Source organism: Streptomyces carminius (genome assembly GCF_002794255.1).
Taxonomy (GTDB): domain Bacteria; phylum Actinomycetota; class Actinomycetes; order Streptomycetales; family Streptomycetaceae; genus Streptomyces; species Streptomyces carminius.
The window spans coordinates 307857-322096 of the sequence record NZ_PGGW01000058.1 but is presented as its reverse complement, the minus strand read 5'-3'; the positions used below and the strand labels follow the sequence as shown (position 1 = coordinate 322096).

The following is a 14240-nucleotide window of genomic DNA, read 5'->3' as shown; positions in this document are numbered from 1 at the left end:
TTGTGCCCTCGGGTACCTCACGTGACTACAGGAGGCGCTCATGTCTATTTCCAGGTCTTCTCTGCATGCTGCGGCAGTGGCGACAGCGGTTGTTTCCCTCGGCTTGACTGCTCCACAGGCTTCCGCCGTCAATGCCGCCGAAATCTTGGGTGTGAGGGTCTCGGCAAGCGCGGACGCCGGCACTCACGCCATCGCGGCGGCGGACCCGCAGGCTGTCCAGGCCGCGGCCAATTTGTGCGGCTCGGGCTACTCGCTCAACTACGCCGAGCGCCTTCCCGACGAGCGAAGATTCGGGACCCTGTTCACCTACGAAAATGGCCGGAACAGCGTCTGTGCCATCTTCGACAACAACCTGGGTGTCAGGAAATACATGAAGCTCAAACTGTGCGATAACCGGGTCAATGGGGTCTGCAAGACGGATGAGGGTAACTTCACCCAATACGCTGGTCCTGTCCGTATCACGAGCGACGCCGCCCAATGCTCCAAAGTAACGGCGATCATGAAGGACTCGGCCAGCTCCAACGTGGCGATCATCGACCGCGTAACCACTGCGACTCACTGCAACTGATGGGACACCGGAAAGTCCGCCGCGTTCCGCGCCGCAAGACGTGGGGCGCGGCCGTCACACTGGCTGTGGTCGCTGTACTGATCGGTGCTGTGGTCACTGCGTTCCGCGATACCGGCTCGGGCGAAGAGGCCGCCGGGAGCGATGAAAGGCCCCGGCTCTCCGCCGCTTCTCCATCGGCCTCGCCGGGTGGCAGTGGGTCCCGTTCCCCCGCGCCCCCGGAGATCTCCGGCAGCCCGTCCACGCCGCCGGAACCCGCGGAGTCCATGTCCTCCGCGGCCAAACCGTCCCCGAGGACCGATGACAGGGTCAGGCCCGAGGAGCCACTGCCGCCCTCCCACGATCCCGGTGGAGACCGGGATTTCTCCCAAGTCGTTGCCACGAAGGGCGATGTGGCGGTGAAGGAGCCGGTACGCAAGTCCTCCGGAGACGGAATGTGGGTGTCGGTAGAGGTCACCAACCAGGGTGGGGAATCGGCCAGTTATGAGATCGAGATCCGGGTGACCGGCCCAGAAGGGTTCAACGCCACAGTGCGTGCCACCACCAACGTTCTCGCGCCCGGTGAACAAGCGTCCCAGGCGCACACAGCGATGGACATGTCTGGTGCACCCGTCCCGGAACGTGCTGAGGTCAGCATCGTCAGTGTCACCCGCGCCCCCTCGTGAACCACTGCCGGTGCCTGGTGGAGCGACAGAAGCTGGTGCTACGAAGCGATGGGCCTTCCGTTCGGAAGGCTTCGATCGGCGGGACTTCTGCTGCCTTCTGGTGAGAAAGTTCGGCGGTCCGGTCGTCCTGCTGTGGGACGACATCCGTCTGCACCTGGTCCGCGGTATGCAGGAGTTCATCAAGGACGCGGACTGGCTGACCGTCTTCCATCTGCCCTCTACGCGCCCGATCTCAATCCGTACGAAGGCATCCGGTCGCTGGTCAAGCGTGAGGTCGGCAACCTCGCGGCCGCCGACCTCTCCCGGGTCATCTGAGCCGTCAAGCCCAAGCTGAAGCAGCTCCGGTACCGGCCCGACGTGGTCGACAGCTGTCTCGCTAGCACTGGCCTGATCATCGAAGGTTGACCGACATCTCGAGTTCAAGCTCGGTAGCGGTCGAGATCCACTCAGTCGGTAGTCGTAATTTAGCGGGTCATCCATCTGAGCCAAGATCTCCAGCCAACCACCCGTCCGGGCGACACACCCCATTACCTGCTTCCACGAAAGGACTTCCATGGCTGACGAAATGGTTCTACAGGCCCAGAAGTGGGTCAACGCGACTTACAAGGACGTCGCTGGTTACAACGCCGTGAAGGAGGACGGGAGGACTGGATGGAACACCATGTACTCTCTGACACGGGCATTGCAGCACGAACTCGGCATCACAGCGCTCTCCAACGCCTTCGGTCCCACCACATTGTCCAGGCTGGTCGCCAGGGGCCCCGTCAGGATCGGTGAGTCGAATAAGAACATCGTCAAGATCATCCAGTCCGGAATGTACTGCAAGGGATACAGCGCCGGCGCCATCGACGGGGAGATGTCAGACGCCACCCGGACCGGCATCAACACAATGATGAGAGACATAGGTCTATCGTCAGCCTATATTGACGGTACCGTGCGTCCTAAGGTATTCAAGGCCCTGCTCACCATGGACGCCTACATTTTCCTGTCCGGCGGATTGGAGCAGATACGCTTCCTGCAGCAGTGGCTCAATGGCCGATACATGGAAAAGTCGACCTTCTTCATCGGTCCGTGTGACGGCTACTTCTCCCGCGACGCTCAGCAAGCTCTGATGAAGGCAATTCAGTATGAGGTGGGAATTCACGAGGACGATGTCAACGGCGTCTTCGGGCCCGGCACCCAAGCCGGCTTGAGGTCCCATACGCTCGCCGAAGGTGACAGTGGTACGTGGGTGCAACTGTTCTCGGGCGCCTGTGTGGCGAACGGTCCTTCCAACACGAGTGGAGACATCGCGAACTTCAGCAATCGGTTCGACGCGAATCTCACGGACTGGGTAAAAAAATTCCAGAGTTTCTCTGCGATCAACGTGACCGGGAAAGCCGACTTCGACACCTGGGCGCAGTTGCTGGTCTCCTACGGCAACCCTGACCGGCGGGTCAACGTCACCGCCTGCGATACTCGTTTTACCATCACTGCTGCCCGGGCGAAGGCCCTATACGATGCCGATTATCGAGCCGTGGGTCGTTACCTTGACGAGCCGTCATCGAGTAATCTGAACAAAGAAATACAGCCTGGCGAGTTGGAGGCGATATTCTCTGCCGGGTTGAATGTCATCCCCCTGTTCCAGTACGACGCAAGGAGTCTCGATGACTTCGACTACGGGAATGGATACGATCATGGACGCAGAGCGCACGACCGGGCCGAGGGGTATGGATTCAATCGGAGTACGGTGATCTACTTCGCAGTCGACTACGATGCCACACAGGCGGATATGGAAAGGGTTGTCGACTACTTTGTCGGAGTGAATGACGCACTGAAAAGCAAAGGCAGCAAGTACATCGCCGGGGTGTATGGTTCGCGGAACGTATGCGCCAGTGTGTCCGCAGGAGCCTATGTCCCTTATGCGTATGTCTCCGGCATGTCGTATGGTTTCTCCGGAAACCTAGGATTTCCGCTTCCGCAGAACTGGACATTCAACCAGATCAAGGAGTTTCAGTTCTCTGCAGGTTCGGACACGTTTGCGTTGGACCGGGTGGCCCACCGTCCCGGCTGGGACTTCGGGCAGAGCTCGGTCAACGAGGTGGGTATATCGCCGGCAGAGGAATTCATTGCCTACGTCCAGAAGGTGTATGACGCCGCTGTCTCCTACGGAAAGGGTGACGCGAACGAACTCTCGCTACAGTTCATGCGCTGGAACAAGTACACCGACTCCCGCTGGAGAGCTCTGTTCGGTGAGGTCGACGACGCATTCATTCAGTACGCCACGGGTAAGGGACTCAGTCGATCGAGGGAGCATGCGTACATCGACCCGTCGATGGGCGTCATCATCAACCCTGACCACCTAGCGGCTAGCGCGAGCGGATACTTCCTCAAAGGAAATGCTGGGATCGGTAAGGCAAACCGCGCCGAACTGGCTAGTTGGGGCGGAGACCTGCTCACGTTCTACGGTGAGTGGAGCCGCTCAGACAACGCTTCTCCGCTGGACTTCTGTCGGAAGACGCTCGCCAGACCCGATGTGGCGTCGACGTTCAGTCTCAACGACATTATCGAGGACATCGATGGGTTCGCGGTTGCCGCGAAGCTGAAGTCCGGTGGCACGAACATCGTCTCAGCGCTAAAGGACATCCTCCTCAACGGGGGCCATCTGACGCGCTTCAGTGACTTCTTCCTGGCCAGATTCAACAATGATATGGATAACGTCAAGAAGACGGCAAAGGCATTCCTCGAAGACCAAATAGACGACAAGCTCCTGTCAGTCACGCGTGCGCTATTGATCCGTAGGAACTGCCCGCTGGGCAAGGAGCCCTGGAACGAATCTGGTTCCGTAATGAACGAGTTTTACGGAGGTTTCGCCGAAGTACTGAATCGCCTCATCGATCAGGAGTGAACCGTTAAAGGAATTTCCTTGCCGAGTAGAATGCGAGGAAGCGGTGGGATATCCCGCCCAACCGCAGGGGTGAAAGAATAGAAGGTGACGCAGTGCTGATGGCTTTTCTGGGCGTACTGATGCTCATCAGTCTGGTTACTGTGGCAGCGGGCACTGTGACCGTCGCCCTGATGATGAACAACCCACCCCTGCCTATGTCCAAGCTCTGTGCGGTTATCGCTCTGATCTTTGGCTCCTCGGCAGCAGCGGTGTACTGCTACGGCTGGTTCTCCGTCACCATGGGAGGGCCGTTTCCCGAGTTGTGCGAGGACCAGAATGCCTCCGGTGCCGAGTTGGTGAGCATTGAGCAGGAGCAGTGGCCTCTTCGCAGTGCATGTGTCTACTCCGATGGTGCAACGGTGGAGCACATCTCCATGTCGATCAACGTGCTCATCTGCACGCTGGCAGGTCTTGCCATCGTCCTGGCCTGCGCCAGCGCAGGCCTGCGCCGGCGGGCCAGCTCATTACATTGAAGGGATCTCATGATCACCGAACACTCACGTCGCGCCGTACTCAAAGGGTTTGGTGTCGCTGCGGGAGCCGCACTGGTCACCGGCGGGAGTGGACTTATCACTCCCGCCACCGCCCAGACCGCGGACTCCTCGTGGCGCAAGTCGACGTCGGCGAACGGCTGGGACATTCCCGCCGGTCGCTTGCCGCTTATCGCCATGCATGACATTCAGGGATGTGATCTGACCGTCTCCCTGCGCGAAGGTGACGCGGGAGTTGTCCTGGCCTATCTGGCGCAGCGTTTCCACTACGACGTCGCCATGCTGGAGCGCGAGCGTGGTGAGATCATCGGATACAGCGCCGATCGCAACGTTAAGGTGGAATTCGAGTCAAACCACCTATCCGGTACCGCGCTGGCGCTTTATCCAGAACTGTATCCGCTGGGAGCCAAGGGGAGCTTTTGGCCACACCAGGTCACAGCGATCCGAGATATTCTCGCGGAGCTTCAAGGGGTGGTGAAATGGGGCGGCGACATGAGGCCGCCCCAGGAATCGATGTTCTTTATTGACGTTCCGCCTGATTCAAGGAAGCTCAAGCAGGTCGCAGCGACGCTCCGAGAGTGGCAAATCACCCCAGGCGAGGGTGCCGGGACCCAGAACGTCGAAGAACCCGCGCGTATCGCAGCTTCGAAAAAACTCGCCAAGAAGCAAGCAAGGTAGCATTCCGGCTGGAATTCTGTATTCCTCCGGTTGACGGCCTGATGGTGGGGAGTGCAACGAGCCTGTGCATGGTCGGTGGTGAGGTGCCCAGCTCTCGATCGTCGATCATGGTTGTGTGATGGGGAACGTGCCTCATACAGCGATCGGGGGGACACGGGCCTGTCAGCCGACGTGATTGCCGAACTCTCAGCTGAGCTGGATCCGTTGTGGCATGAACGGCATCAGGCCAGGACTGCTCCAGGCAGCGGAAGCGGGCGACGGGCATCGGCGCGAAGCACCAACTGGTCTTCGCCGACCGGCTCCTGGCCACGCTTGTCCACTTCCGACGCGCCACCACGCACGACGCGCTCGCCTGCCGGTTCGGCGTGAACCGCTCCACCGCCACCTGGGCTATCGGTGAGGTGCGGCCCCTGATCGCCGAGCGAGGCTGCACGGTCTATCCCGGCGTGCGGCTGCGGACCCTCGTCGGGGTTAACCACCCCCTCCATGTCAGCGGCAGGACCGGGATCATCGACGGCACCGAAATTCGGGTCCGGCGACCGGCCGCCGGGACCTTTGGTTCCGGGGCCGGTGGCGCGAGGGGACGTGCGGCCCCGTCCCTCGCCGCTCGTAGCAGGAGGAGAAGCGCACGATGTCAGCGTCCGACCCGTTCGCGGAGCACCACCCCGCCGTCTTCCTCATGCTGCTCCTGACCGGTCTCGCCGCCGCCCCGGGGCTCGTGCTGTACGCGTTCGGCACCGGGGTCGTGCTGCTGGTCCGTGCCCGGAAGGCCACGGCCACGGCCGCGGTGACGTGGACGGCGGCCGTGAGGTCCGTCGCGGCCCTGGTGTGGGCCGGTGCGGTCGGCGTGTACACCTGGGGACTGCTGCACCTGATGTTCACCGACGACTACGGCAAGTCCATGGCGTGCCACGAGATCGGTGCGGAACATGTCGTCGGCTACGACCCGTCGTTCGTCCCGCTGGAGTTCGGCTGCCGCCTGGACGACGGGCGGACGGTCGATGTGATCGTCCCCGACTACGTCAACGCGTGGGCGTTCCCCTTGGCCGGGTGCGCCCTGCTCCTCACCCTGCTGGTGAGGAGTGGGAGCAGGAGCAGGAGCGGGACGGAGGCCGGGGCGCAGCCGGCGGGCGGGGGCGCGCACGAGGGCGGGGCACCGGCCCGGAAGTGGTTTGCCTGCGTGGGCGTGAACCTCCTGCTGGGGGTGCCCGCGGTCGTCCCGGTGTGGCTCCTGTGGCAGTTCGCGGCCAACTGGCCGCTGGCCGCGCTGGGCTGGACGCGGGGAGAGCCCACGGAGAACGACGGGATGCTGCCGTGGTTCCTCTTCGCGGGCCCGGTGGTCGTGGCGTTCGCCCTGGTGTGGTGGCTCGTCAATCGTGCCGTCGCCCGCCGGGCCCGCCTGCGGGGCGGGCCCTACTGGGCAGTCGCCGCGGTGACGGTGCTGGTGCCCAGTCTGGCGAGTGTGGCCGTGACGGCTCTCCTCTGACGCTCCGGCGGCCCACACCTGTGGGCCGCCGGAGCGGGACCGGTACGGGACCGGGGCGAGGGCGGGATCAGGCGCCGGCCAGGCCCGCCTTGAGGGCGGCGGCGATCTTCACGACGCGCTCGGCCTGGACGCGGGCGGCGGTGCGGGTGGTGTCGTCGACGGGGTTGTTGCCCTGGGCGTCGACGTGGGAGGTGCCGTAGGGGTTGCCGTCGACGAACTTGGACGGGTCGGTGTAGCCGGGGGCCACGAGGATGCCGCCGAAGTGGTGGATGGTGTTGTACAGGGCCAGCAGGGTGGACTCCTGGCCGCCGTGCGCGGTGGCGGAGGAGGCGAAGCCGCTGTACACCTTGTCGGCGAGCTTGCCCTCGGCCCACAGGCCGCCGAGGGTGTCGATGAACTGCTTGAGCTGCGCGGATATGTTGCCGTAGCGGGTGGGGGAACCGAAGATCACCGCGTCGGCCCACTCCATGTCGTCCGGCGTGGCCTCGGCGGTGCCGGCGGTGGCGGCGGCGTGGGCGGCCCAGGCGGGGTTGGAGTCGATCGCGGCCTGCGGGGCGAGCTCGGCGACCTTCCGCAGCCGGACCTCGGCACCGGCCTTCTCGGCCGCCTCGCGGATCTCCTGGGCGATCGTGGCGATCGTGCCGGTGGAGGAGTAGTAGACGATGGCGAGCTTGACGGGGGTGCTCACAGCGGGGTCTCCGTTTCGTTGGCGGTCGGTGTGCGGTTGCGGGACGTACCTGTCTGCGGGCACGGCGGAGCCGCTTGGCGCCTCACGACGGGTGTCCGCCGACGGCACTGATTGAACACTAAACCATTGGGTGGTCGCTCGAATTCCCGTGGGGGCGGCGGACCGGGCACGAGACGACGGAGTCCCGCCGCGTCACGCGGCGGGACTCCGTACGGACGGTGCGGGACGGTGCGGGACGGTGCGGCTCAGGTGGTGGGCAGTTCGCCGTTCTTGAGGCCGGTGACGAAGGAGATCCAGCTCTGCGGTGGGAACGTGAGCGCCGGGTGGCCGGGGTGCTTGCTGTCGCGTACGGGGACGTTACCGGAGCGGACACGGGCCGGTGCCCACTCAAGGCAGTTGGCCCCTCCGTTGCCGCTGTGGCTGGACTTGACCCACTCCGCGGGGGAGAGATCCACGAGGTTGCTCATGTCGGTAGCGCCTCCATGACGGACCGGATGAAAGCCGCCGAGTCACGCGGCGACAGGGCACATGCTCTGAGCAGATCGTAGGCCCGCCGGCGGTCCGCGACGCTCTCCATGTCCTCCAGCAGCGTCCCGGTGGTGATGCTCTCCTCCCAGACGACCTGTGTACCGCCGTCCAGGGTCAGCAACGCCAGTGAGCCTCCCACCAAGGCATGTCCCCCGTGTTCGAACGGGAGAACCTGGAGGACGGTCGCCGGTGTGAGGGTCAGCTCGGCGAGGCGGGCCAGTTGGGCCCGCATGACTGCCGGTCCGCCGAAGCCGCGGCGCAGTACCGCCTCGTCGAGGATCAGGGAGTGGTCCGGCGGGGAGGCGCCCCGCAGCAGGGCCTGGCGGCTCATCCGGGCCGTGACCAGCTCATCGATCTCCTCCCACGCCGCCTTGGGGTTGGCCGCGGTGAACTGGGCGCGGGCATACTCCTCCGTCTGTACGAGCCCCGGCACGATCTGACCGGCGTACTCCTCGATGAGCCGGGACTGGGCCTCCAGCGTCATCCGGCGCCGGAACTGGTCGGGGTGGATCTCCCGGCACGCGAGCCGGTACAGCTCCGCGAAGATCCCGTCCGTCTCGAAGGCCATGTCCAGCGCGGTGGGCAGCGACGGGGGCGGCATGACCTCGGCCGTCTCGATGCGGGACAGGTGGCTGCGGCTGACGTTCACCACGTCCGCCAGCCCTTCCAGACTCATGCTCGTCCGCTCCCGTTGGGCGCGCATCTTCGCCCCGAACAGATGCCGGGCGCCGCGGTCGGGTGTCAGATCGCGAGGTCGTGCGGGCATTTCGGGCAACTCCCTCTCCCCAGCCGGAACATGGGACATCAACGCCTTCCGACCGTAGGCGGAAGCGGCCACTCTGCGGATACGAATGGTTACGCAACACACGGAACGGTGAAAGGCGTGAGGCATGGACGAGCTGGTGATCGCCCCCGAGCCGGGGACGTATGTCTACGACCCGGAGCGGGGCGAGGTGGGCGAGTACGTGGCCCGGGAGGTGGACCGGGCGGGGCCGTGCGCCCGGATCCGCCCGGTCGGGGGCGGGCAGGAGTGGGTGGCCGACCTCGCGGGGCTCCGCCCCGCCACCGCGTGCGAGCGGCTCCGCGCGGTGCTGGGCGCCGCCAACGCCGGGCGGCGGTGGGGCCGGTGACGTACCCCGCCACGGCGTCGGCGCCGATGCCGCCCGCGGGCACGGACGACGGCAACGGGTGGGCCACCGGCACCTGCTGGCTGTACTGCCGCCGGTCCGGGGTCCGGGTGCTGTGCGTCGGGACGGCGGTGACGCCGAACGGGGCCGCCCGGCTGTACGGGTGCGGCGGGTGCCTGGCCGAGCTGGACTGGATGGTCCGGCTCCGGCCCGCCGCCCCCGGACCCGGCCCGGCCCTGCACAGGACGCGCGGTCCCGCGGCGTTCCGCGGGGCCCCGTACGCTGGAGGCATGAGCACGGCACGGTGGCTGGACGAGCGCGAGCAGCGGACCTGGCGGGCCTTCCTCGGCGCCACCCAGCGGGTACGCGAGGAACTGGACCGCCAGATGCAGCGCGACGCCGGGATGCCGCTGGCGTACTACCAGATCCTGGCCATGCTCTCCGAGGCGCCCGAGCGCACGCTCACCATGAGCCGGCTGGCGCGGATCACCGGCTCCTCGGCCAGCAGGCTCTCGCACGCCGTCGCCCGGCTGGAGGGCAAGGGCTGGATCAGCCGCTGCCAGCACCCCGCCGACCACCGCACCACCCTGGCCACCCTGACCGACGAGGGGTTCACCGAGCTGGAGTCCGTCGCCCCGGGGCATGTGGAGCAGGTGCGCAACTCCCTGTTCGACCACCTCGACCCCGAGCAGACCGAGCAGCTCCTCGACATCTGCCTGGCCGTCCTGACGGACAACCGGGAGTGTGCCCGGGAGAACGCGGAGTCCTGAACCGTCCCGGTGCGGCCGGTGGGTCCGCGCGGTCACACGCGGGGTTTCCCGGGCCCGGCGGGCCCGGGGCGTAGGCTGGCCGGGACATCCGTTTCAGGCTTCTCGTTTTCGTCTGCCGCACGGCAGGCCACGGCCCCCCGCATGGTGAGGGCGACGGCCGGACGCGGGCCACCCCCCGCCTGACAGGTCGTCCTCCATGGCTTCGCCCGAACCCTCCTCCCCATGCTCCGCGCTCTGCTGCGGGCGTTCCATCTGGCCGCCTTCGAGGAGCTGCCGGGGCTGGTGGCCCGGCATGCCGGTGAGGCCGGGCTGCACCACGCGACGGTCCATGTGGCCGATGTGCAGGAGAAGGTGCTGCGGGAGATCACCGGACAGGGCCTGGACGCCGGGCGGGGCGGGCAGGAGACGCACATCGACGGCACGCTGCCCGGCAGGGTCTTCCGCAGCGGTCAGCCGCTGTCCGCGCCCGCCGACGGACGGGTGCAGCACTGGCTTCCCGTCCTGGACGGCACCGAACGCCTCGGCGTGCTCCGCCTCGACACCGACGGAGAGCCGGACGACCCGAAGCGGCAGACGATGGAGGACCTCGCCTCCCTCATAGCCCTGCTGCTGGTCGCCCGGCGGCACCACAGCGACTCCTACGCCCGCCTCACCCGCATCAACCCCATGTCGGTCTCCGCCGAGATGCAGTGGACCCTCATGCCGCCGCGCACCTTCGCCAGCAACAGGGTGACCATCACCGCCGCGATGGAACCCGCCTACGCCGCCGCCGGCGACGCCTTCGACTACGCACTGGCCGCCGACACCGCCCACCTGGCCGTCTTCGACGCCATGGGGCACAACACCGCCGCCGGACTGACCGCCAACCTCGCCATGGCCACCTGCCGCAGCCGACGGCGCCAGGGCGGAAGCCTCACGGACATCCGCGACGCCATCGAGGCCACCCTGATCGAGCAGTTCACCCACACCCGTTACGCCACCGCCGTGCTGGCCGACCTGGACCTGACGACCGGCCTGCTCACCTGGATCAACTGCGGGCACCCGCCGCCGATCCTGATACGCGGCGGACGCTGGACCACCCACCTGCACTGCCGGCCCACCCACCCCCTGGGCACCGAACTCGGTCTCCCGGCGACCCTGTGCCGCGAACAGCTCGAACCCGGGGATCGGCTGCTGCTCTACACCGACGGCATCACCGAGGCCCGCGACAACAAGGGACGCGAGTTCGGCCGCGACCGCTTCGTCGACTTCATCATCCGCCACCAGGCCGGTGGCCTCGCCGCACCCGAGACCCTGCGCCGCCTGGTGCACGCGGTGCTCGACCACCACGACGGGCGGATCGACGACGACGCCACCGTCCTGCTGTGCGAGTGGCACGGCAACGCCGAGACGACCCCGCCCGTCCAGTACGGGGGCGGCCCCCGGCAGGACACCGCCGGCCGGCCCCGGCTCTCAGGGCCGGCCGGCGGTGCCCTGCCACCGGACACGCCCGCCCGGGACGGCCGGGTCGCCGGCCGGGGGCGGCGGACCGTGCGGGTGCGGTCAGGCCCCGGCGAGCAGCCGTTCCAGGACGAGGGCGATGCCGTCCTCGTCGTTGGAGGCCGTCACCTCGTCGGCCACCGACAGCAGCTCGGGGTGGGCGCCGCCCATGGCGACGCCGTGGGCGGCCCAGGCGAACATCGGGATGTCGTTGGGCATGTCGCCGAAGGCGATCGCCGCCGTCGGCGACACTCCCAGGCGGCGGGCGGCGATCGACAGGCCCTTGGCCTTGGACAGCCCCAGCGGCAGCAGTTCGACGATGCCCTCGCCGGAGACCACCACGCTCACCAGGTCGCCCGCGGCCCGCCGGGCGGCCGCGGCCAGCTCGTCGTCGCCGAGCCCGCCGGGGTGCTGGAGGTAGATCTTGTTCAGCGGCTCGGCCCACAGCTCGGCCGGATCGGTGGTGGACGACGCGGGCAGTTCCCCGTCCCCCACCCGGTAGCCCGGCCCGAACAGTACCTGGCCGTCCAGCCCGTCCCGGGAGACGGCCAGGGCCAGCGGGCCGGCCTCCGCCTCGATGCGCTCCAGCGCCAGCCGGGCCTGCCGCCGGTCGAGGGTGACGGAGGTCAGCAGCCGGTGCTCGCCCGCGTGGTAGACCTGCGAGCCCTGCCCGCAGACGGCCAGGCCGTCGTAGCCCAGCTCGTCCAGGATGTACCTCGTCCAGGGCACGGCGCGGCCGGTGACCACGATGTGCGCGGCGCCCGCCGCCGTGGCGGCGGCGAGCGCGTCGCGGGTGCGGGGCGAGACGGTGCCGTCGCTGCGCAGCAGGGTGCCGTCCAGGTCGGTGGCGACCAGCCGGTACGGGAGGCGGGTGGCGGAGGGGACGGGGGCGGAGGCGGCGGCGCTCACCGGCCGACGGGTTCCAGCGCCTCGCGGCCGCCCAGGTACGGCCGGAGGATCTCCGGGACCCGGACCGAGCCGTCGGCCCGCTGGTGGTTCTCCAGCAGGGCGACGATGGTGCGGGGCACCGCGCACAGCGTGCCGTTGAGGGTGGCCAGCGGACGGACCCTCCTCTTGCCGTCTCCGCCGTCCCCGGCCTCCTCGCGCATCCGGACGGACAGCCGCCGGGCCTGGAACTCGTTGCAGTTGGAGGCGGAGGTCAGCTCGCGGTACCTGCCCTGGGTGGGGATCCACGCCTCGCAGTCGAACTTCCGCGAGGCGGAGGCGCCCAGGTCGCCGGTGGCGACGTCGATCACCCGGAACGGCAGCTCCAGGGCGTTCAGCCACTGCTTCTCCCACTCCAGCAGCCGCGCGTGCTCCGCCTCGGAGTCCTCGGGGGCGACGTAGGAGAACATCTCCACCTTGTCGAACTGGTGGACGCGGAAGATGCCCCGGGTGTCCTTGCCGTACGTGCCGGCCTCGCGGCGGAAGCACGGCGAGAAGCCGGCGTAGCGCAGGGGCAGCTTCTCCCCGTCGAGGATCTCGTCCATGTGGTAGGCGGCGAGCGGGACCTCGGAGGTGCCGACGAGGTAGTAGTCGTCCTTCTCCAGGTGGTAGACGTTCTCGGCGGCCTGGCCGAGGAAGCCGGTGCCCTCCATGGCGCGCGGCTTGACCAGCGCCGGGGTCAGCATGGCGGTGAAGCCCGCCTCGGTGGCCTGCGCGATCGCGGCGTTGACCAGGGCCAGCTCCAGCAGGGCGCCGACGCCGGTGAGGTAGTAGAAGCGCGACCCGGAGACCTTGGCGCCGCGCTCGACGTCGATGGCGCCGAGGGTCTGGCCGAGCTCCAGGTGGTCCTTGGGCTCGAAGCCCTCGGCGGCGAAGTCGCGCGGGGTGCCGTGCGTCTCGCGGACGGTGAAGTCGTCCTCGCCGCCGACGGGGACCTCGGGGTGGACGAGGTTGCCGAGCTGGAGGAGCAGCCGCTGGGTCTCGGCGTCGGCCTCGTCCCGCTCGGCGTCGGCGGCCTTGACGGCGGCGGACAGCTCGCCCGTCTTCTTCAGCAGCCCGGCCTTCTCCTCGCCGGCGGCCTTCGGGATCAGCTTGCCGAGCTGCTTCTGCTCGGCGCGGAGCTGGTCGAAGCGGGCGCCGGACGACCTGCGCCGCTCGTCGGCGGAGAGCAGGGCGTCGACGAGGCCGACGTCCTCTCCACGGGCGCGCTGCGAGGCGCGCACACGGTCGGGGTCCTCACGGAGCAGACGAAGGTCAATCACGCGGCCAGGGTACCGGGGGGCGGGCGTCGCGCTCGACTCGATATGGCGGTACGTGAGCTTTTGCCCTTTTTGTCCATTGCTCGGCTTACGGAATGACTGCCGTCAAGTGAATTCGCAGTTGTCACCGTGCCGAGTGGGCGGCGGGCGCCGGGGGGACGGAATTCCGCTCCGGCGATGTCGCCGGGCGGCGGGCGGTGGACGCGGGCGGCGGGGCCGGCCGGCGCAAGTTATCCACAGGTCGCAGGAGAGAGCCCTGGAGTTGTCCACAGGGGGCGGGGAAATCCTGTGGAAGAACCGGCGATACGGTCTGCCGGGGGATGTGCCCGGCCATGGATTCCCCTTTGCCGCCACCGCTACACGCCCTTGCGGGCGAAAAGGCCGCCCTTCCGGTTGTAGGGCAAGTGCCGATCAAGTGAATTGCCGTATGGAGCGGAGATCTGCTCGGTTCTGGGCGATGTGTTGATGATTTCGGTTTTTGGGCGAAGTGACGGTTTTCCGGGCCGGGTTGTGCACAGGCCGCCCGCGCCCCTGTGGATAACTCCGGAAAGAGGGCTCCGGCGCCGCTCTCCCGGCCTTCTCCGGCTGTCCCCAGGGCCCTTCCGGGCCTTCCGGGTCTCTTCCGGGTTTCCC

At 67.4% G+C, this 14240-nt stretch carries 14 protein-coding genes and 2 pseudogenes; 11 read left to right on the top strand and 5 right to left on the bottom strand.

The annotated features are described in order from the left end of the window. Positions 1–40: 40 nt before the first annotated feature. The 8 genes and pseudogenes from CUT44_RS18700 (at position 41) to CUT44_RS34080 (ending at position 6811) form a co-directional block, all read left to right on the top strand. Positions 41–568 carry a hypothetical protein gene (locus CUT44_RS18700; RefSeq protein ID WP_100203011.1) on the top strand — a complete coding sequence of 176 codons (528 nt, stop codon included), beginning with the start codon at positions 41–43 and terminating at the stop codon, positions 566–568. 389 nt (positions 569–957) lie between these two features. Then, positions 958–1230 (top strand): hypothetical protein, encoded by a 273-nt coding sequence (locus CUT44_RS18695; RefSeq protein WP_146252257.1) that lies wholly within the window; start codon positions 958–960, stop codon positions 1228–1230. A gap of 64 nt (positions 1231–1294) precedes the next feature. Further along, positions 1295–1635: pseudogene (locus tag CUT44_RS35055) on the top strand (transposase); the annotation flags it as partial. 148 nt (positions 1636–1783) lie between these two features. Beyond that, positions 1784–4117: a glycoside hydrolase domain-containing protein gene (locus tag CUT44_RS18690; protein ID WP_100203009.1), complete on the top strand. Its 2334-nt coding sequence runs from the start codon at positions 1784–1786 to the stop codon at positions 4115–4117. A gap of 98 nt (positions 4118–4215) precedes the next feature. Continuing rightward, on the top strand, positions 4216–4629 hold the full coding sequence (locus CUT44_RS18685) for a hypothetical protein (RefSeq protein ID WP_233221484.1): 414 nt from the start codon (positions 4216–4218) through the stop codon (positions 4627–4629). Positions 4630–4638: 9 nt separating this feature from the next. Next, the gene (locus CUT44_RS32805) at positions 4639–5325 is read left to right on the top strand and encodes a hypothetical protein (protein ID WP_146252256.1); all 687 of its coding nucleotides are present in this window, start codon (positions 4639–4641) and stop codon (positions 5323–5325) included. Between the two features lie 263 nt (positions 5326–5588). Further along, positions 5589–6017 (top strand): helix-turn-helix domain-containing protein, encoded by a 429-nt coding sequence (locus tag CUT44_RS34085; RefSeq protein WP_332888275.1) that lies wholly within the window; start codon positions 5589–5591, stop codon positions 6015–6017. Beyond that, positions 5957–6811 (top strand): hypothetical protein, encoded by an 855-nt coding sequence (locus CUT44_RS34080; RefSeq protein ID WP_233221483.1) that lies wholly within the window; start codon positions 5957–5959, stop codon positions 6809–6811. Before CUT44_RS34085 ends, CUT44_RS34080 begins: the two co-directional genes overlap by 61 nt. Before the next feature lie 67 nt (positions 6812–6878). Here CUT44_RS34080 and wrbA read toward each other — a convergent pair whose 3' ends face one another. From wrbA to CUT44_RS18660, 3 genes are all read right to left on the bottom strand, one after another. Beyond that, positions 6879–7499: an NAD(P)H:quinone oxidoreductase gene (gene wrbA, locus CUT44_RS18670; protein ID WP_100203007.1), complete on the bottom strand. Its 621-nt coding sequence runs from the start codon at positions 7497–7499 to the stop codon at positions 6879–6881. 245 nt (positions 7500–7744) lie between these two features. Next, positions 7745–7966, bottom strand: coding sequence for a DUF397 domain-containing protein (locus tag CUT44_RS18665; protein ID WP_100203006.1), 222 nt, complete (start codon positions 7964–7966; stop codon positions 7745–7747). Beyond that, a complete protein-coding gene (locus tag CUT44_RS18660; protein ID WP_100203005.1) occupies positions 7963–8793 on the bottom strand; it encodes a helix-turn-helix domain-containing protein in 831 nt (276 codons plus the stop codon). Before CUT44_RS18660 ends, CUT44_RS18665 begins: the two co-directional genes overlap by 4 nt. 124 nt (positions 8794–8917) lie before the next feature. On the opposite strand from CUT44_RS18660, the gene CUT44_RS18655 reads away from it, so the two are divergent. The 3 genes and pseudogenes from CUT44_RS18655 to CUT44_RS18645 form a co-directional block, all read left to right on the top strand. Then, entirely contained in the window at positions 8918–9157 is a 240-nt protein-coding gene (locus tag CUT44_RS18655; RefSeq protein ID WP_233221482.1) for a hypothetical protein, read from the top strand. A gap of 287 nt (positions 9158–9444) precedes the next feature. Further along, the gene (locus CUT44_RS18650) at positions 9445–9924 is read left to right on the top strand and encodes a MarR family winged helix-turn-helix transcriptional regulator (protein WP_100203064.1); all 480 of its coding nucleotides are present in this window, start codon (positions 9445–9447) and stop codon (positions 9922–9924) included. Positions 9925–10146: 222 nt separating this feature from the next. Then, positions 10147–11238, top strand: a pseudogene (locus CUT44_RS18645) (PP2C family protein-serine/threonine phosphatase); the annotation flags it as partial. A gap of 228 nt (positions 11239–11466) precedes the next feature. On the opposite strand, the gene CUT44_RS18640 reads toward CUT44_RS18645, so the two are convergent. After that, complete coding sequence (locus tag CUT44_RS18640; RefSeq protein ID WP_100203004.1) at positions 11467–12312, bottom strand: HAD family hydrolase; 846 nt, start codon at positions 12310–12312, stop codon at positions 11467–11469. Beyond that, positions 12309–13610: a serine--tRNA ligase gene (gene serS / locus CUT44_RS18635; protein ID WP_100203003.1), complete on the bottom strand. Its 1302-nt coding sequence runs from the start codon at positions 13608–13610 to the stop codon at positions 12309–12311. The genes CUT44_RS18640 and serS overlap by 4 nt, the downstream gene beginning before the upstream one ends. Positions 13611–14240 lie beyond the last annotated feature (630 nt).